Here is a 17639-nt window from a genome sequence, read left to right as displayed (position 1 = left end):
CCGCCGCAGCCGTTGGACTCGAACAAAAGGCCTCCGATGCGGCTTCCTTTTTTTTACGGATGGATCATCACCGCCGTGACGTTCGTCACCATGGCGATCGGCGTCAACGCCCGCACCTCGTTCTCGCTGTTCTTCCCGCCCATCATCGATGAGTTCGGATGGGAGCGCGGCGTCACCGCGGGCGCCTTCTCGTTCGGCTTCGTGGTCTCCGGAGCCGTCAGCCCGCTGATCGGGCGGATGATGGATCGTTCCGGTCCGCGCGCGGTGATGGAACTCGGCGTCGCGCTGATGGCCGGAGGCCTGTTGCTGGCGCCGCTGACGACGCAGCCATGGCATCTGTATGTCACGATCGGCGTCATGGTCGGCGCCGGGAGCATCTGCCTCGGCTACTCCGGTCAATCCCTGTACCTGCCGAACTGGTTCAACCGGCGGCGCGGCCTTGCCATGGGATTGGCATTTGCCGGTGTCGGAATTGGTTCCGTCACCCTGCTGCCGTGGGTGCAGCACATGATCGAGCAAACCGGCTGGCGCACGGCCTGCACGGCGATGGGCATTGTGGTTCTGGTAGTGCTGGCGCCGATCAACCTGCTGCTGCGCAAGCGGCCCGAGGACCTCGGGCTTCTGCCGGATGGCGACGCGGCGCCGTCGGCATCGTCTCCCAGGCCGGTATCGAACATCGTGGATTCCGACTGGGCCAGCATCGACTGGACCCTGCAGCGCGCGCTTCGCACCGCGCGGTTCTGGTGGCTCGCACCCGGCTATTTCGGCGGCTTGTATATCTGGTACGCGGTGCAGGTTCACCAGACCAAATATCTTCTCGACATCGGCTTCAGCCCGAACGTCGCGGTCTGGGCACTGGGGGCGGTCAGCCTGCTCGGGATTCCCGGTCAGATCGTGCTCGGACATCTGTCCGACCGGTTCGGGCGTGAATGGATCTGGACCGTGAGTTGCCTGGGTTTTGCGATCTGCTTTGCGGCGCTGATCGCGCTGGCGCATGTTCCGAGCCTGCTGCTGGTCTACCTCATGGTTCTGGCGCAGGGCGCGCTCGGCTACGGCCTGACCTCCATCATGGGGGCGGTGGTGGTCGAGATATTCCAGGGCAAACACTATGGCAGTATTTTCGGCACCATCATGCTGGCCGCTCTCGCCGGAGGTGCGGCGGGTCCCTGGGTTACCGGCATGCTGCACGACCTTTCAGGGAGCTATACCATTGCCTTTGCAATCGGGATTGCGGTGAGCGGATCATCCGCGGTGGCGATCTGGCTGGCGTCGCCGCGGAAAATTCGCGCGGTGGCCGGGCAATTACACAAGGCTGGCGCCAGCACCTAGGAACAGCAGTCAATATATTCGCCTGATATTCGCTTGCCGCGGCGGCTGTATTATTCGATTGAAACCTTTCGTCAGGCCGGGGAAATCCCCATGGTCCTCTGCAGATCGCCGATCGCGCGCAGGAAACTGTCGGCCGGCGTGGTCTCCGGATCGATCAGGCGGTGCAGACGAAAGCCGTCCTCCAGCGCCAGCAGTATGGCCCCGGTCCATGTCGGGTCCAGAGCCCCGTTCTTTCCGCTGTTCTTCAGCGTGGCCTCGACGATATCGGTGATCAGTTTTCTCCGGGCGCGCAGGCGTTTGGCGAGGTCGGGCCTGCGCTTTTCGGCGCGGGCCACAAACAGGATCATCTCCATATGCAGCAGCGGCGCACGGCCGAGCGGATCCTGCCAGCTGCGGTCCATGCTCTTCAGCGCATCGATGAAATCCGCGATGTTCTTGTGCCTTGCGAGAAGTTCAAGATTGCGCCGGATGGATTGCTCGACGTGATCCTCGAGCATGGCGATGATCAACTCCTCCTTGCTCTTGAAATTCGAATAAAACGCGCCGCGCGTGAAGCCGGCCGCGGCGGCGATGGCCTCGACGCTGGCGCCCCCGATGCCCTGTTCCTCGAACACGCGCGCCGCCGCCTCGAACAGCTTTTCGCAGGTGTCGTCGCGGGTCGGTCTCGTTCGAACTCTTGACATCCGCCCATTTTAGGTCAGAATGCAACTCGATACAATAGTGTATCGAATTTGGAAGGTCCGGACGACGATACCCATCCGGCGCCCGGGCAGGCCGATGCCCCGGATGCGGGCGTCCCAGCGCGGCAACCGATTGAGGGATCCCATGAACGAGCATGTTCAGACCGCGACGACTGAGCCGCTTTTCAACCCGTTGTCGCCGGAGTTCATCCGCGATCCCTATCCGCATTACGAGCGGCTGCGCACCACCGATCCGATGCATCTCACGCCGCTTGGCGCGTTTGTCGCGAGCCGCCACGCCGAAGCCAGCCTGGTGCTGCGCGACAAGCGCTTCGGCAAGGACTATGTCGAGCGGACCAAGCGGCGTTACGGACCGCAAATCATGGAAGAGCCGATCTTCCGCAGCATGAGCCACTGGATGCTGCAGCAGGATCCGCCCGACCATACCCGCTTGCGCGGTCTGGTCGTAAAAGCCTTCACGGCGCGCCGGGTCGAGGACATGCGTCCGCGCATCCAGCAGGTCGTCGATCAAACGCTCGACGCCATTGCCGGTCAGGGCCACATGGATCTGATCGAGGATTTTGCGTTCAAGCTGCCGGTCACGATCATCTGCGACATGCTCGGTATTCCCGAGGACCACCGCGAAATTTTCTACAAGGGCTCGCGCGATGGCGGCCGCATTCTCGAACCGGTGCCGTTGTCGCCGGCCGAAATCGAGCAGGGCAATGCCGGCAACGCCATGGCCCAGATGTATTTCCAGCAGCTGTTCGAACTGCGGCGCAAGAGCCCGGGCAATGACCTGACCACGCAGCTGGTGCAGGCCGAGGAAGACGGCAGCAAGCTCTCCAACGAGGAACTGACCGCCAATATCATCCTTCTGTTCGGCGCCGGCCACGAGACCACCGTCAACCTGATCGGCAACGGGCTGCTGGCGCTTCATCGCAATCCCGACCAGCTTGCGCTGCTCAAGGCCAATCCGGCTCTCATCACCAACGCCATCGAGGAATTCCTTCGTTACGACTCCTCGGTGCAGTTGACCGGCCGGGTGACGCTGGAAGACATCGAGGACCTCGGCGGCAAGAAAATCCCGAAGGGCGAAAGCGTGCTCTGCCTGCTGGGTTCGGCCAACCGCGATCCCGCGGTCTATCCCGATCGCCCGGAACAACTCGATATCACCCGTCCCAATGTGCGTCCGCTGTCGTTCGGCGGGGGCATTCATTTCTGCCTCGGCGCCCAATTGGCGCGGATCGAGGCCGAGATCGCGATCTCGACGCTGTTGCGCCGCCTGCCGGAACTGAAGCTGGACGACGCCGAGAACCCGGAATGGCGGCCGACCTTCGTCTTGCGGGGCCTCAAGAGGCTGCCCGCAAGCTGGTGACGCGGCCCCCGAAGCCGTCGCCAGCCGCGCTGCTGTGACTTCGCCACAGTTGTCTTTATATATGACGTGGCTCCGGCGTTGATTTCAGCGCGGCCGGCGGCAATTGGTTTCGGCTCTCCCTTGCGAAGGTCTATGCTGCCTCGCGACCGGATGGCGCCATGCTCCGCAAGGCAGGTGGAGCCGGTGCGTGCTCAAGGGGAGACGCCGTGCAGACGACGCTGCTCGGATTGGCGATTGCTTTTATCATTGCGTTGATTGCCGCGTTGGTCGGGCCGTATTTCATCGACTGGAACCAGTTCCGGCCGCAGTTCGAGGCTGAAGCCACGCGGGTGATCGGCGCGCCCGTGCGCGTCGCCGGCGCGCTGGACGCGCGCCTGCTGCCGACACCGTCGCTGCGGCTGCGCTCGGTGACTGTCGGCGGCGCCAATGATCTCGGCAAGGTCCGCGCCGACAAACTCGATGTCGAGTTCAGCCTGGGTTCGCTGATGCGCGGCGAATGGCGCGCCGACGAGCTGACGATCAACGGCATGGGACTTGATCTCGGACTCGATTCCTCGGGCCGGATCGATTGGCCGGCATCGACCGGGAAGTTCAATCTGGGGTCGCTAGCGATCGATCGCCTGAACCTGACCGGCCGCATCGCGCTGCATGACGCCGCCAGCCACGGCACGCTCGAACTGAACGATATCGCCTTCAGCGGCGATGTGCGCTCGCTGGCCGGCTCGGTGCGGGGCGATGGCAACTTCATGCTGTCGGGAACGCGCTACCCGTTTCGGGTGTCATCAGGCCAGAGCGTCGACGGAAACGGCACGCGCATTCATCTCAACATCGATCCTGGCGCGCGCGCATTGTCCGCCGATCTCGATGGCGTGCTCAGTTTCGAGGCGCGGGCGCCCCGCTTCGAAGGCGCCTTGATGCTGGCTGCACCGGCCGCAACCAAAGCGAGAGGCGCCGCCGACGATGCATCGCCGACGCCGTGGCGAATATCGGCCAGGGTCAAGGCCGACCCCGCCGCCGCGCGGCTTGAGCAACTCGAGACCAGCTACGGCTCCGAAGAGACCGCGCTGAAATTTTCGGGTGCGGCGGACATTCGCCTTGGCGCATCGCCATTGCTCCATGCCATGCTCTCGGCGCGGCAACTCGATGCCGACAGGTTTGCCGCCCGGGACAATAACGCCGTCGAGCCGATGCGATTGTTGCCGGGGCTGCGCGCGCTGCTGACGGCGATCCCGCGGGCGCCGATTCCGGCGCAAATCGAATTCAGCTCCGAACAGATCATGCTGGGCGGACGACCGCTGCAGAATCTCGGCGCCGAGGTGCATGCCGATACAAAATCCTGGTCGATCGACCGGCTGGATTTTCGCGCCCCCGGCGCCACCACGGTGTCGCTGACCGGCGCCGTTGCGCAGCCCGGTCCGTCCGGCAATTTCAACGGTGCGCTCAGCGTCGAGTCCGGCGATCCCGATGTCCTGACGGCATGGCTGCAGGGTCGCGGCGAGGTCACCTATCGCAGTCAGAAGCCGCTGCGCCTGCGCGGCGATCTAACGGTGACCGCGGACCGCGTGGCCATCGAAGCCATGAACGCCGAAATCGACGGCGGCGCGGTCGAAGGGCGGGTTGCGGTTTCGAACCAAACCGCCGGCGGCGGCTCCCGTTTCGATGCGGAGTTGAAGGCCGAACGTCTCGATCTCGATGCCGCGACGGCATTCGTCCGTTCGCTGGCGGGCGCGCAAGCGGAGTGGCCGGAGGAGGCGCGGCTGGCGCTGGATATCGGCCGCGCCACCTCGGCGGGCCAGGAGTTACGTCCGTTCACCGCGAAGCTGGGTTACGGCCCGAAGACGATCGCGCTGGAGCAGTTGAAGATCGGCGAGGCCGGCGGCGTGACGACGGAAGGTGCCGGCAATTTCGACCGCGGCAATGCAACCGGAAAACTGACGCTGAATGCAAGCTCGGCATCGCTCGATCAGATCACCGGACTGATCGCGCCGTTCGCGCCGGCGCTGGCGTCGCGGTTCAGTGCGATGGAAGCCGTTCCGGGTCCGGCGCACCTCAAACTGACGCTCGATCTCGACAAGAATTCCGACCATGCAGATCGTGCCAATGCGCGCGCCGTTCTTGACCTTGATACGCCGCAGTTCAAGGGCGTCACCACGATCACGGCGCAGCCCGATATCGCCGCCCTGCGCGGGATCGATCTCGACGCGCTTCGGCGCGGCGAGATTGGCGTTGAATCAAAATTGTCGTCGGAGCGCGGCCGCTCGCTGCTGGCCCTTTTGGGGCTCGATCGCGCGATCGCGGCCGAAGGCCCGGCGCAATTCGAGGCTTCGGCGACCGGCATGTGGCGTGCGCCGTTGCGATTGAAGGTCAGGTTGTCGGGGAGCGGATTGGATGCGGACGCGCAGGGTAGCGCCGAACCGTGGGCGTCGGAGCCCCAAGCCAGCGTCAATCTCAGGGTTCGCGCCGCCAATCTCGCGCCGCTGTTCGATCTCAAGCCATCCGACACCTTTACGCAAAACATCAGCCTGTCGTCGCGGGTTTCGCTGGCGGGCGACAAATTGACCTTCGACGATCTCGACAGCGCGATGTCAGGTTCGCGGCTGCGCGGGCGCCTTTCGGTGACGCTTGACGACCAGAGGAACGTCGAAGGCGAAATCGGCCTCGACACGCTGGATCTCGCACCGGCTCTTGCTTTTGCCATCGGCGCCGCCGGGCGCGACGCCGCCGAGCCGCTCGGTTCCGGATTGTTGAAGGGCTGGCGCGGCCGCATCGCGTTCCAGGCGCTGCGCGGCGAACTGCCAGGCGGCGGCGAGTTGCGCCCGGTAAGCGGCACGGTCAGGAGCGATGGCCAATCGCTGACCCTGGACGGCATCAAGGGCACGATCGGTGGCGGCGAGGCGACGGCCAGTATCGACGCGAAGCCGGCCGCGAACGGAATTACGCTCAATGCGCGCGTTCAGCTCAGCGGCGTCGATGGTGCGGCGCTGCGTTATCGCGCGCTGGCGATGCCCGGGGGCCGCGTCTCGATGCAGATGACGCTGGCGAGCCTGGGCCGCAGCGCGTCGGCGCTGACGGGCGCGTTGTCCGGAAGCGGAATCGTGACGCTGGAATCCGCCCGCATCGCCGGGCTTGATCCGCGCGCCTTCGATGTTGCGATCCGCGCCAGCGACGACGGACGGGCGACGGATGACGCCAAGCTGCGGAAGATCGTCGAGCCGGTATTGTCGGCCGGCGCGCTGTCGGTGGCTTCGGCGCAGATTCCATTCAATGTCCGGGACGGCCGGATTCGCGTCGGCGCCACTACGCTCGATGCCGAAGGCGGCCGCGCCATCATATCGGGTGGCTACGATATTCCCGCCGACCAGGCCGATATTCGCGCCAGCCTTGCCTCGACGGCGACGGGACCCGCGGCCAGCCGTCCGGAAATTCAACTGTTCGCGGCGGGCTCCCCCGACGCGCTCGATCGCACCGTCGACGTTGCGGCGCTGTCGTCGTGGCTGGCGGTAAGGGCGATCGATCGCGAGACCCGCCGGCTGGATTCGATCGAGCGCGGAGATCAGCCGCCGGCATTGCCGGCTTCGCTTCCGCCGCCGGCGTCTGCGCAGCCTCCGGCCGGAGCGCAGTTCGCGGTTTTGCCGGGCCAACCGCTTACCGATGTTCCAGCTCCAGGCCGCGATCCGCGCCGGCCTGTACCGAAGCCCAGGGTGAGTGCTCCGCGTCCGCCGGCCGTACCGCCGGGCCCCAATGCACCTGTTGTGAGCCAGCAGGCGGCGCCGTTGCCGCCGCCGATCGAGGTGCGTCCCGCGCCGGCGCCGGTACGGCAGCCCAGGCCTCGGCAGCCGCTGGTGTTGACGCCGCCGGCGGCCAATCCATAGCCGGGATCGGGGTTCTGGCTGGCGCGGGGCCGATAGATGCTGGAGATGTCCTCAAGCAGGGATGGCGAAACATCCGTCAGCTAGCCTTGCGGCTTCGGCTCCGCAGTGGCAGACATCGCGCGGGTCCGGAAATAATCGAGGACGAACAGACGTATGGCGGAAGACAGGTTGCCCTGCTGGCGGTTTCTGTCGATTTCGCCCACCAGTTCGGACAGCGTCATGTCGCGCAGTCCCGAAATTTCCTTCATGCCGTTCCAGAACGCCTCTTCGAGGCTGACGCTGGTCTTGTGACCCCCGACCACGATCGAGCGTTTCACGACAGGCGATTTCATGACGCGTCCTCGCCGTCGATTCGATGCTGATCCAGTAACTCGCTGGCGCGTTTGCCGCGCTGTTCGTCGATCGCGCGTTCGGATTTGGTACGGCCGAACCGCGCCCGGTTGGTTTCGGCCTGTTGCTCCGATCGATGCCGCTCGGCGCGCTTCCTGAACCGCTTCAGACTGACGATGTCCCCCATGCCTGTCCTCATGATGCGACGAGTTGGAGGCATACGACACTTTTGCGAATGCGTGAGTGGTCGCGACAGGTCGGCTCGGTCGTCATTCCCGGAAAATCCCCGTGGTCGCCCTGTGATAGCATCAAAAAAATGTTCCGCCTTCCGAAAACGAAAACTTTTTTGCTCTTACACGGCCTCGCGCAACGGCGATAGCTGAGCGGCCTTCGTGTTCGCCGTCATGAACTACAACATAACAACAGGCCGTGCGTCCCGAGGATAGATTCGCGAGCATCAGCCGGGGTGTGTCATTTTGTCCGGCTGCACCAGCCGGTCGAACTCCGCGGCGGTGACAAAGCCCAGCCGCACAGCCTCTTCTTTCAAGGTCGTGCCACGGGCGTGGGCGGATTTCGCGACCTTGGCGGCGTTGTCGTAACCGACTTTCGGCGCCAGCGCGGTCACCAGCATCAGCGAGCGTTCCATCAGTTCCCGAATGCGTTTTTCGTCGGCGCGTATTCCTTCGACGCAATGCTCGGTGAAGGAGCGCACCACATCCGACATCAATTGGATGGAATGCATCATACAATATGCCAGCACCGGCTTGTAGACGTTCAACTCAAAGTGCCCCTGGCTGCCTGCGACGGTGATAGCGGTGTGGTTGCCGAACACCTGGCAGCAAACCATGGTCACCGCTTCGGACTGCGTCGGGTTGACCTTGCCCGGCATGATCGAGGAGCCCGGTTCATTCTCGGGCAGGATCAATTCGCCAAGGCCGGAACGCGGACCCGAACCCAGCAGGCGGATGTCGTTGGCAATCTTGAACAGGCCGGTCGCCATCGAATTGATGGCGCCGTGGGCGAACACGTAGGCGTCGTTGGAGGCCAGCGCCTCGAATTTGTTGGGCGCGCTGGTGAACGGCAGCTTGGTCAGCTTGGCGACCTGCCTGGCAAACAGGCGAGCGAATTTCGGCTTGGAATTGAGACCGGTGCCGACGGCGGTGCCGCCTTGCGCCAGCGGATATAGATTCCTGACCGCCTCGCGCAGCCGCGCGATGCCGCTTTCGACCTGCGCGGCGTAGCCGGAAAATTCCTGGCCGAGCGTCAGCGGCGTCGCGTCCTGGGTGTGGGTGCGGCCGATCTTGACGATATGCGCGAATGCCTTTTGCTTCTTGCGCAGCGCGCGCAGCAACCCGCCGAGTGCCGGAATGAGATCGGCGACGATGCTTGCTGCCGCCGCGATGTGCATCGCCGTCGGGAACGAGTCGTTCGACGACTGGCTCATATTGACGTGATCGTTGGGATGAACCGGCCGCTTGGCGCCGAGTTCGCCGCCGAGCAATTCGTTGGCGCGATTGGCGATCACCTCGTTGAGGTTCATGTTGGTTTGGGTGCCGGAGCCGGTCTGCCAGACCACCAGCGGAAAATGATCGTCGAGCTTGCCGTCGATCACCTCGCGCGCGGCGCGGACGATGGCGCGGGCGCGGCGCTGGTCGAGCAGCCCAAGCTCGCGGTTGGTTTCCGCCGATGCCAGCTTGACGATGCCGAGCGCGTGAACGATTCCAATCGGCATCCGGTCGCGGCCGATACGAAAATTCCGCCTGGAGCGCTCGGTCTGCGCGCCCCAGTAGCGATCGGCCGCGACCTCGATCGGACCGAAGCTGTCGGTCTCGGAGCGTGTAGAACCGGGTCGCGATGGAGTTGCCGATCGAGCCATGAATCATGTCCGTTACGCGAGGCCGCCCCGGAGCCGGGCGATGCCCGTTCCGCGCGGTCGCGGCATGTTCACTCTACACGGTGATGCGCGTTTATTGCGCCGGGATTATTTCTTGCGGAAGCGATCCAGCCGCACCACTTCGGCGCCCTCGCTCGGCTTTGCCGGTCCGTCCTGATTTTCGGCCGCGGGTGTCTGAACCGTCAGGGCTGCCGGCGCAGCAGCAGCCGGAAGTTTTGCCTCCGGTGTTTCCTCATCGGCCGGCTGGAACTCGAGGCTGAATGGCACCGACGGATCCAGGAAGCTCTTGATGGCATTGAATGGAACCACCAGGCGCTCGGGAATTCCACCGAACGACAGGCCGACCTCGAAGCGATCCTCCGTCACCGTCAGGTCCCAGAACTGGTGCTGGAGAATGATGGTCATCTCCTGCGGATGCTGCGCCAATAGCCGCGGCGGCAGCTTGACGCCCTCGGCGGTGGAGAAAAAGGTGATGAAGAAATGATGCTCGCCGGGCAGGCCGTGTTCGGCGGCGTCGGTCAATACGCGGCGCAGCATCCCGCGCAACGCATCGCGCGCCAGTACGTCGTATCGGATGTGGTCGGTCGCCATTGGTCGATCCTGTCGCGTTCAGTTGCCACCGGCGAATCGGCGGCTGGTCCGTGGCCCGACTCGCGGCCTTTGCGCATGCTACCCCGGTCGCGGCGCAAGGTCAGCAGTCGTTGCCGCCGGTGGTGAAAATTCCAGCACAATGGCCGACTTTGACACAAATGAAGTGGAGGCTTCTGTTGCCAGGTGCCTCCGAACCCCGCCAAATGGAGCTTAACCCATCAGGACTTTAGACTTGGTTTTTCAAACCGCTTACGCGGCCTGAGCAACCGGAGCATAGTTGTCGTTTGCAACTATTGCATAGCCCGATAACGGCGGAACCATACCGGGAAAAAACACGCCCTTTACGCCCTCGTCGATCCTGTTTCGCCCCCGCCGAAACCCGCGCTTTTCGCGGGCGGGCTTGGGTGGAGGCGCCGGGTGCTGCCCCCGGGTCCGAACGGTTTATTGCGACGGCAATTTATTTCCATAGCCGGCGAACCGGCCCCCTCAATATAGGGCCCAAATGTTGAGAAAAATAGAGCCCATGAAAGGCCTATTCGGGCCCGGAACGCCTCCCGCAGGGGTGGAATACGCCGAATTTGGGTTGGCCTTGCGGAGCCGCCGTTCTAAATCTCGGTGATGCCCCCGGATTCGCCGCCGGCCGCCGTTCCGGCGCCCGATATCCTGACATCACCGCCGCCCGGACTGGTCGACCTGTTCGTGGCGTTCGCCGGGATGTCGGTCGCGGGCTTCGGAGGTGTGCTGCCCTTTGCGCGGCGCGGCATCGTCGAAAAGCACCGCTGGATGACCGCCGACGAATTCAACGAAACCTTCGCGCTGTGCCATTTTCTGCCCGGCCCGAACATCGTCAATTTCACGATGGTGTTCGGATCGCGGTTTCGCGGCGTTCTCGGCGGCATCGCCGCCTTCACCGGGCTGCTCGGTCCGCCCGTGGTCATCATGACGATCCTGGCCGCGCTCTATCAGCGCTTCGGTGAAATCGAAGCGCTGCGGCATATCCTGGCCGGGGTGTCCTGCGCGGCGGTCGGCCTGCTGTTTTCCGTGGTGTTCCGGATGATGACGCCGCTGGTCAAGCGCCGCGATCTGGTCGCGCTGGTCGTCATGGCCGCCGTGTTCGTCGCCATCGGCATATTGCGGCTGCCGCTGGCCGCCGTATTGCTGGCGGCGATCCCGGTCAGCATCGCCATCACCTATGTCATGCGCCGGCGGGCCGCGGCATGAATCCGGATGGCAACCCTGTTCTGACGCTGGCATGGACGTTCGGGTTGATGTCGCTGTTTGCGGTGGGTGGCGCGAATTCCGCGATTCCGGAAATGCACCGGGTGGCGGTCGATGTTCAGCACTGGATGACCGACAAGCAATTCGCCGACGTGTTTGCGATATCGCAGTTGTCGCCGGGACCGAATGTGCTGATCGTGACCCTGATCGGCTATTCCGTCGGCGGCATTGCCGGAGCGCTGGTGGCAACGCTTGCGATGTGCGGCCCGACCGCGATCCTCGCTTATTATGTGAGCCGGCTGCTCAGGCGATCGAGCCATTCGCGCTGGCCCGCCCTTATTCAGACCGCGCTGGTTCCGCTTTCGATCGGGTTGATGGCCGCCAGCGGCCTGATTTTGGCGCAGACCTCGGATCGGGCCTGGCCGGCCGCCCTGTTCACGGTTGCCGCCGCGGGGCTTGCCTTTGCGACCCGGCTCAATCCGTTCTGGCTGCTGCTGGCCGGCGGCTGCCTGGGTTTTGCCGGGCTTATCTGACCCTGGATCCTGCCCTTGCCGTTTATAGGCCGGATAGTCATTTTTCCGGGTATAATCGGTGGCATCAGCCGAATCGCCGCTGTCGACCGGCCGCTCCGACCGCTAGTTTCGCCCGTTCCCAGGGGTTCACAACGTCACGCCATGAATCAGTATCACGATCTGCTTGAACGGATCCTCAGCGACGGCGCGGAGAAGCGCGACCGTACCGGCACCGGCACGCTGTCGATCTTCGGACACCAGATGCGCTTCAATCTGGCCGCGGGTTTCCCGATGCTGACCACCAAGAAGCTGCCGCTGAAATCGATCGTGCACGAACTGCTGTGGTTTCTCGCCGGCGACACCAACATCAAATACCTCAGGGATAACGGCGTCTCGATCTGGGACGAATGGGCCGATGCCAATGGCGACCTCGGCCCGGTCTATGGCTCGCAATGGCGGTCGTGGCCGGCGCCCGACGGGCGCAGCATCGACCAGATCTCCAATGTCATCGACATGATCAAACGCAACCCGGATTCGCGGCGTCTGATCGTAACCGCGTGGAATCCGGCCGATGTCGACAAGATGGCGTTGCCGCCCTGTCATTGCCTGTTTCAGTTCTATGTCGCGGGCGGCAAATTGTCGTGCCAGCTTTACCAGCGCTCGGCCGACGTTTTTCTCGGCGTGCCCTTCAATATCGCGTCCTATGCGTTGCTGACCATGATGGTCGCGCAGGTGACGGGCCTGAAGCCCGGCGACTTCGTTCACTCGCTCGGCGACGCGCATCTCTATTTAAATCACCTTGAGCAGGCCCGGCTGCAACTGACGCGTCCGACGCGCCCGCTGCCGGTGATGAAAATCAATCCCGCGGTGAAGGACATCTTCGCGTTCCGCTACCAGGACTTCGTGCTCGAAGGCTACGATCCGCATCCGCACATCAAGGCCGAGGTCGCGGTGTGACCGCGACGGTCGACGTTGGTCCGGAAATCGTCCTCATCGTCGCAGTTGCCGACAACGGCGTGATCGGCTCCGGCGGCACTATTCCGTGGCGGCTGAAGACCGATCAGCAGCGCCTCAAGACGATGACGCTCGGCAAGCCGGTGGTGATGGGCCGCAAGACCTTCGTTTCGCTGCGGCGGCCGCTTCCCGGACGAACCAATATTGTGGTTACACGCGATGCGGATTTCCGCGCCGCGGGCGCGGTGGTGACGACGTCGTTCGCCGATGCCCGCGCGGTCGCGACCGGCGATGCGCTGCGGCGTTCGGCAGGCGAAATCGCCGTGATCGGCGGCGCGGAAATTTACGCGCAATGGATCGGCATCGCCGACCGACTGGAAATCACCGAAGTTCATGCCCGGCCGAACGGCGATACGTATCTGGCCGCAATCGAGCCTGCGCACTGGGAAGAGGTCGCGCGCGTGCGGAATTCGGCCGGTCCGGACGACAACGCCGACTTTTCCTATGTGACATATCGCCGACGAAAGTAGCATTAACTGCGTTGGACGAGGTTTACATTGACAATTACCGGTTCGGGCATAGCTGCTTCGGGCGAGAAGCCGCGTTGTAAGGGCCCGGGCGGTCCCCTATAAAGCCGTGAAAGCTATTGCGAGGCCCGGGCGTTCAGCCCTTAAGCCCGCGGAGGAGACTGTCGATGCCGTGGAAGAATCAAGGCGGAGGAGGTCCATGGGGTTCGGGTCCGAAAGGGCCGTGGGGCTCCGGCCCGCAGTCGGTGGGACCAAGGCCGCCCGATCTTGAAGACCTGCTGCGCCGCGGCCAGGACCGGCTTCAGCAGCTGTTGCCCGGCGGATATTTCAGCGGCATCGGCATCGCGATCATCCTGCTCGCGGTGGCCGCGATCTGGCTGATGTCCGGATTTTATCGCGTTCAGTCCGAAGAACTCGGCGTCGTGCTTCGCTTCGGCAAGTATGTGCGCGATGCCCAGCCCGGGCTGAACTACCATCTTCCGTTTCCGATCGAGCAGGTATTGTTGCCGAAGGCGCTGCGCGTCTCGACGCTGAGCATTGGCATGACGCTGATCGACGATCCGGCGCGCCGCGGCAGGACCATGCGCGACGTGCCGGAAGAAAGCCTGATGCTGACCGGCGACGAGAATATCGTGGACGTCGATTTCACCGTGTTGTGGCGCATCAAGCCGAAAGGCGTCGCCGATTATCTATTCAATATCCAGAACCCCGAGGGCACCGTGAAAGCGGTCGCCGAAAGCGCGATGCGTGAAGTCATCGGCAAATCCAACATCCAGCCGATCCTCACGGGTGCCCGCACCGCCAACGAACTGGCTGTGCAGGAACTGATGCAGAAGACGCTCGACGGCTACGGCTCGGGCATCCTAGTACAGCAGGTGCAGATGCAGAAGGTCGATCCGCCGGCACAGGTGATCGATTCGTTCCGCGACGTGCAGGCCGCGCGCGCCGATCTCGAGCGACTGCAGAACGAGGCCCAGACCTATGCCAACCGTGTCGTTCCCGACGCCAAGGGGCGCGCCGCGCAAATCCTGCAGGTCGCCGAGGGTTACAAGCAGCAGGCGGTCGCCGAGGCCAAGGGCCAGAGCGCGCGCTTCCTGAAAGTCTACGACGAATACAAGAAGGCCCCCGACGTGACGCGGCAGCGCATCTATCTGGAGACCATGGAGCGCATCCTCGGCAGTTCCGAGAAGCTGGTCTATGACGGCGGCGGTTCGTCGTCCGGGCAAAGCATCGTGCCGTATCTGCCCTTGAGCGAGTTGACGCCACGACGCCCGCCGGCTCCGACAACGGGTCAGCCGCAACAGCCGAGCGGAGCCACGCGATGAGGAATCCGGTTACAGGTATTGCCGCGCTGTTGGTGCTGTTGATCGTCCTTATCGTCGTCTACAGCTCGGTCTTCACCGTGGCGCAAACCGAACAGGTGCTGGTGGTGCGGCTTGGTGAGCCGGTCAAGGTGGTGACCGAGCCCGGTCTGAATTTCAAGGCGCCGTTCATCGATACCGTGATCGACATCGACAAGCGCATTCTCGATCTCGAAAACCCGTCGCAGGAAGTGATCGCGTCGGACCAGAAGCGGCTGGTGGTCGATGCCTTCGCGCGTTACCGCATCAAGGATGCGCTGCGATTCTATCAGAGCGTCGGCTCGATCCAGGCCGCCAATATCCAGTTGACGACGCTGTTGAACGCTTCGCTGCGCCGGGTGCTCGGCGAGGTCACCTTCATCCAGGTGGTGCGCGACGAACGCGAAGCGCTGATGGGACGAATTCGCGACCAGCTCGATCACGAAGCCGGCGGCTACGGCATCCAGGTGGTCGACGTGCGGATCAGGCGGGCCGACCTGCCGGAGCAAAACAGCCAGGCGGTCTACCAGCGCATGCAGACCGAGCGGCAGCGCGAAGCCGCCGAGTTCCGCGCCCAGGGCGGCCAGAAGGCGCAGGAGATCAGGTCCAACGCCGACCGCGAAGCCACCGTCATCGTCGCCGAAGCCAACTCGACCGCCGAACAGGTGCGCGGCGATGGCGACGGCGAACGCAACCGGTTGTTCGCGGAGGCCTATGGCAAGGATCCCGACTTCTTCGCGTTCTATCGCTCGATGACGGCGTACGAGAACGGCCTGAAGAGCAACGACACCCGATTCCTGCTGCGGCCCGACTCCGATTTCTTCAAGTTCTTCAGTAATTCGTCCGGCAAATCGCCGGCTGCGCCGGCACAGGCTGCCGCACCTGCAGTCGCACCGAAGCCGTAGGAATCGTGAACTGACAAGACAGGGCGGAGCGAAACCTCGCTTCGGCCGGATAATAAAAGCAAAACAAGTTCACATGGGGGAGGTTCCAGTTCGATGAGGTCCATAGCGTTCGCCGACTTCCTCATCGGTCTGGGAATCCTGTTTGTGCTGGAAGGGCTGCTGTTCGCGGCAAGCCCGGGCTGGATGCGCCGGGCCATGAAAAGCGCGCTGGCGACGCCGGACAATATTCTTCGGGCAGTCGGCCTCGGCTCCGCGGTCGCCGGGCTGATCCTGATATGGCTGGTCCGGCATTGATCGGCCGGTTAGCTTCTGCGGAAAACACTGTGGGATCAACGCCATCGTGAGCGGCGCCGCCGGTTTTTCGCCGTATTCAACAGCATTCTTGTGAACGAAATGTCCCGCCCAAATGCTTGCGCCGTAACCCCGTTCGGGCGCACTGTGGCGTTCAAATTCCGACCTGTTTTTCCGGAGAAAGATCAGACATGACCGGTGCGATTCCAGCCTTGAGCCATCGCCTGCGCCCGTGGTTGGCCGCGATCTGCCTTGGCGCAACGAGCGTTCTCATGTCGGCGCCGGCTTTCGCACGCGGCCCCGACGGCATTGCCGATATCGCCGAGAAGGTGATCGACGCAGTGGTCAACATCTCGACATCGCAGACGGTGGAGGCCAAGTCCGGCGGTGGCGGCGGCGAGGGCAGTGGCGCGATGCCGCAATTGCCCCCGGGCTCGCCGTTCGAGGAATTCTTCGATGATTTCAAGAACCGCCGTGGCGGCAAGGGCGGTGACCTGCAGCCGCGCAAGACCAACTCGCTCGGTTCCGGCTTTATCGTCGACACCTCCGGTATCGTCGTGACCAACAATCACGTCATCGCCGACGCCGACGAGATCAACATCATCATGAACGACGGCTCCAAGTTCAAGGCCGAGCTGGTAGGCGTCGACAAGAAGACCGATCTTGCGGTGCTCAAGTTCAAGCCGAACAAGCCCCTGATCGCGGTCAAGTTCGGCGATTCCGACAAGTTGCGGCTCGGCGAATGGGTGATCGCGATCGGCAATCCGTTCAGCCTCGGCGGCACGGTGACGGCGGGCATCGTGTCGGCGCGCAACCGCGACATCAGCTCGGGTCCCTACGACAATTACATCCAGACCGACGCCGCCATCAACCGCGGCAATTCCGGCGGACCGCTGTTCAATCTCGACGGCGAAGTGATCGGCGTCAACACCCTGATCATCTCGCCGAGCGGCGGCTCGATCGGCATCGGCTTTGCGGTGCCCTCGAAGACGGTCGCCGGCGTGGTCGATCAGCTCAGGCAGTTCGGTGAGCTTCGCCGCGGCTGGCTTGGCGTCCGCATCCAGCCGGTGACCGACGAGATCGCCGAAAGCCTCAACATCAAACCCGCGCGTGGCGCATTGGTCGCAGGTGTCGAGGACAAGGGACCGGCAAAACCCGCAGGCATCGAGCCCGGCGATGTCGTCATCAAGTTCGACGGCAAGGATATCAAGGAGCCAAAGGATCTGTCGCGCGTGGTGGGCGACACCACGGTCGGCAAGACCGTCGACGTCGTCGTCATCCGCAAGGGCCAGGAGCAGACCAAACAGGTCACGCTCGGCCGCCTCGAGGATGGCGACAAGGCGGTGCCGGCTTCGGTCAAGACGCAAGAGCCCGCCGAAAAGACCATGACGCAGAAGGCGCTCGGCCTCGATCTCGCCAGCCTCAGCAAGGACCTGCGCAGCCGCTACAAGATCAAGGACAGCGTCAAGGGCGTCATCATCACCAATGTCGATGGTTCTTCCGACGCCGCTGAAAAGCGGCTTAGCGCGGGCGAGGTCATTGTCGAGGTGGCGCAGGAGGCGGTGACCAACGCCGCCGACGTCAAGAAGCGGGTCGACCAGTTGAAGAAAGACGGCAAGAAATCCGTCCTGCTGCTGGTGTCGAACGCCGACGGCGAATTGCGGTTCGTGGCGCTGAGCGTGCAGTAGTCGACGGTTCTTCTCCCTCGCCCCGCGCTCTTGTCCGTCGAAGCCCGCCTTCGGGCGAAGGCGGATGCGGGGAGAGGGTCGGGGTGAGGGGCTCTCTCATCAGCCGGACTCGCGGATGGTCCCCCTCACC

At 63.7% G+C, this 17639-nt stretch carries 16 protein-coding genes and 1 other RNA gene; 11 read left to right on the top strand and 6 right to left on the bottom strand.

Annotation, left to right across the window (positions count from 1 at the left end; all coding sequences use genetic code 11):
* Positions 1 to 36: 36 nt before the first annotated feature.
* Entirely contained in the window at positions 37 to 1329 is a 1293-nt protein-coding gene (locus E7813_RS02765) for an MFS transporter (protein ID WP_291570623.1), read from the top strand.
* Between the two features lie 71 nt (positions 1330 to 1400).
* On the opposite strand, the gene E7813_RS02760 is transcribed toward E7813_RS02765, so the two are convergent.
* Positions 1401 to 2012 (bottom strand): TetR/AcrR family transcriptional regulator, encoded by a 612-nt coding sequence (locus E7813_RS02760; protein WP_291570621.1) that lies wholly within the window; start codon positions 2010 to 2012, stop codon positions 1401 to 1403.
* Positions 2013 to 2154: 142 nt separating this feature from the next.
* Between E7813_RS02760 and E7813_RS02755 the strand changes: the two genes are divergently transcribed.
* Together E7813_RS02755 and E7813_RS02750 are read left to right on the top strand one after the other, a co-directional pair.
* A complete protein-coding gene (locus E7813_RS02755) occupies positions 2155 to 3387 on the top strand; it encodes a cytochrome P450 (protein WP_291570619.1) in 1233 nt (410 codons plus the stop codon).
* Positions 3388 to 3593: 206 nt separating this feature from the next.
* Positions 3594 to 7259, top strand: coding sequence for an AsmA-like C-terminal region-containing protein (locus E7813_RS02750; protein ID WP_291570617.1), 3666 nt, complete (start codon positions 3594 to 3596; stop codon positions 7257 to 7259).
* Between the two features lie 80 nt (positions 7260 to 7339).
* Here the strand turns inward: E7813_RS02750 and E7813_RS02745 are convergent, their stop codons facing one another.
* From E7813_RS02745 to ssrA, 5 genes are all read right to left on the bottom strand, one after another.
* A complete protein-coding gene (locus E7813_RS02745; RefSeq protein ID WP_291570616.1) occupies positions 7340 to 7591 on the bottom strand; it encodes a ribbon-helix-helix domain-containing protein in 252 nt (83 codons plus the stop codon).
* On the bottom strand, positions 7588 to 7776 hold the full coding sequence (locus E7813_RS02740; protein WP_291570614.1) for a DUF4169 family protein: 189 nt from the start codon (positions 7774 to 7776) through the stop codon (positions 7588 to 7590). The genes E7813_RS02745 and E7813_RS02740 overlap by 4 nt, the downstream gene beginning before the upstream one ends.
* Positions 7777 to 8046: 270 nt before the next feature.
* Positions 8047 to 9465 (bottom strand): class II fumarate hydratase, encoded by a 1419-nt coding sequence (gene fumC, locus E7813_RS02735; protein WP_291570612.1) that lies wholly within the window; start codon positions 9463 to 9465, stop codon positions 8047 to 8049.
* A 105-nt stretch (positions 9466 to 9570) separates the two neighbouring features.
* The gene (locus E7813_RS02730) at positions 9571 to 10074 is read right to left on the bottom strand and encodes a ClpXP protease specificity-enhancing factor SspB (RefSeq protein ID WP_291570610.1); all 504 of its coding nucleotides are present in this window, start codon (positions 10072 to 10074) and stop codon (positions 9571 to 9573) included.
* Between the two features lie 162 nt (positions 10075 to 10236).
* Positions 10237 to 10595, bottom strand: a transfer-messenger RNA (tmRNA) gene (gene ssrA / locus E7813_RS02725).
* Positions 10596 to 10692: 97 nt separating this feature from the next.
* Between ssrA and E7813_RS02720 the strand changes: the two genes are divergently transcribed.
* From E7813_RS02720 to E7813_RS02685, 8 genes are all read left to right on the top strand, one after another.
* Positions 10693 to 11295 carry a chromate transporter gene (locus E7813_RS02720; protein WP_291570609.1) on the top strand — a complete coding sequence of 201 codons (603 nt, stop codon included), beginning with the start codon at positions 10693 to 10695 and terminating at the stop codon, positions 11293 to 11295.
* Positions 11292 to 11825 carry a chromate transporter gene (locus E7813_RS02715; RefSeq protein WP_291570607.1) on the top strand — a complete coding sequence of 178 codons (534 nt, stop codon included), beginning with the start codon at positions 11292 to 11294 and terminating at the stop codon, positions 11823 to 11825. Before E7813_RS02720 ends, E7813_RS02715 begins: the two co-directional genes overlap by 4 nt.
* 141 nt (positions 11826 to 11966) lie before the next feature.
* Entirely contained in the window at positions 11967 to 12761 is a 795-nt protein-coding gene (locus E7813_RS02710; protein WP_291570605.1) for a thymidylate synthase, read from the top strand.
* Positions 12758 to 13288, top strand: coding sequence for a dihydrofolate reductase (locus tag E7813_RS02705; RefSeq protein WP_291570603.1), 531 nt, complete (start codon positions 12758 to 12760; stop codon positions 13286 to 13288). The genes E7813_RS02710 and E7813_RS02705 overlap by 4 nt, the downstream gene beginning before the upstream one ends.
* A gap of 164 nt (positions 13289 to 13452) precedes the next feature.
* A complete protein-coding gene (gene hflK, locus E7813_RS02700) occupies positions 13453 to 14610 on the top strand; it encodes an FtsH protease activity modulator HflK (RefSeq protein ID WP_291570601.1) in 1158 nt (385 codons plus the stop codon).
* The gene (gene hflC / locus E7813_RS02695) at positions 14607 to 15530 is read left to right on the top strand and encodes a protease modulator HflC (RefSeq protein ID WP_291570599.1); all 924 of its coding nucleotides are present in this window, start codon (positions 14607 to 14609) and stop codon (positions 15528 to 15530) included. The genes hflK and hflC overlap by 4 nt, the downstream gene beginning before the upstream one ends.
* 93 nt (positions 15531 to 15623) lie before the next feature.
* Positions 15624 to 15824 (top strand): DUF2065 domain-containing protein, encoded by a 201-nt coding sequence (locus tag E7813_RS02690; protein WP_291570597.1) that lies wholly within the window; start codon positions 15624 to 15626, stop codon positions 15822 to 15824.
* 188 nt (positions 15825 to 16012) lie between these two features.
* Positions 16013 to 17509, top strand: a complete 1497-nt coding sequence (locus E7813_RS02685; protein WP_291570595.1) for a DegQ family serine endoprotease — start codon at positions 16013 to 16015, stop codon at positions 17507 to 17509.
* The last annotated feature ends 130 nt before the right edge of the window (positions 17510 to 17639 follow it).

It is taken from the genome of Bradyrhizobium sp. (genome assembly GCF_004799405.1).
Lineage (GTDB): Bacteria > Pseudomonadota > Alphaproteobacteria > Rhizobiales > Xanthobacteraceae > Bradyrhizobium.
This window is presented reverse-complemented; position numbering and strand designations above follow the sequence as displayed.

Bases quoted from the DNA above. Each gene is read 5' to 3' on its own strand.
- fumC (WP_291570612.1), bottom strand. From the start codon at position 9,465: ATGGCTCGATCGGCAACTCCATCGCGACCCGGTTCTACACGCTCCGAG.
- E7813_RS02755 (WP_291570619.1), top strand. From the start codon at position 2,155: ATGAACGAGCATGTTCAGACCGCGACGACTGAGCCGCTTTTCAACCCG.
- E7813_RS02760 (WP_291570621.1), bottom strand. From the start codon at position 2,012: ATGTCAAGAGTTCGAACGAGACCGACCCGCGACGACACCTGCGAAAAG.
- hflC (WP_291570599.1), top strand. From the start codon at position 14,607: ATGAGGAATCCGGTTACAGGTATTGCCGCGCTGTTGGTGCTGTTGATC.
- E7813_RS02765 (WP_291570623.1), top strand. From the start codon at position 37: ATGCGGCTTCCTTTTTTTTACGGATGGATCATCACCGCCGTGACGTTC.
- E7813_RS02710 (WP_291570605.1), top strand. From the start codon at position 11,967: ATGAATCAGTATCACGATCTGCTTGAACGGATCCTCAGCGACGGCGCG.
- E7813_RS02720 (WP_291570609.1), top strand. From the start codon at position 10,693: ATGCCCCCGGATTCGCCGCCGGCCGCCGTTCCGGCGCCCGATATCCTG.
- E7813_RS02690 (WP_291570597.1), top strand. From the start codon at position 15,624: ATGAGGTCCATAGCGTTCGCCGACTTCCTCATCGGTCTGGGAATCCTG.
- E7813_RS02685 (WP_291570595.1), top strand. From the start codon at position 16,013: ATGACCGGTGCGATTCCAGCCTTGAGCCATCGCCTGCGCCCGTGGTTG.
- E7813_RS02745 (WP_291570616.1), bottom strand. From the start codon at position 7,591: ATGAAATCGCCTGTCGTGAAACGCTCGATCGTGGTCGGGGGTCACAAG.
- hflK (WP_291570601.1), top strand. From the start codon at position 13,453: ATGCCGTGGAAGAATCAAGGCGGAGGAGGTCCATGGGGTTCGGGTCCG.
- E7813_RS02730 (WP_291570610.1), bottom strand. From the start codon at position 10,074: ATGGCGACCGACCACATCCGATACGACGTACTGGCGCGCGATGCGTTG.
- E7813_RS02715 (WP_291570607.1), top strand. From the start codon at position 11,292: ATGAATCCGGATGGCAACCCTGTTCTGACGCTGGCATGGACGTTCGGG.
- E7813_RS02740 (WP_291570614.1), bottom strand. From the start codon at position 7,776: ATGGGGGACATCGTCAGTCTGAAGCGGTTCAGGAAGCGCGCCGAGCGG.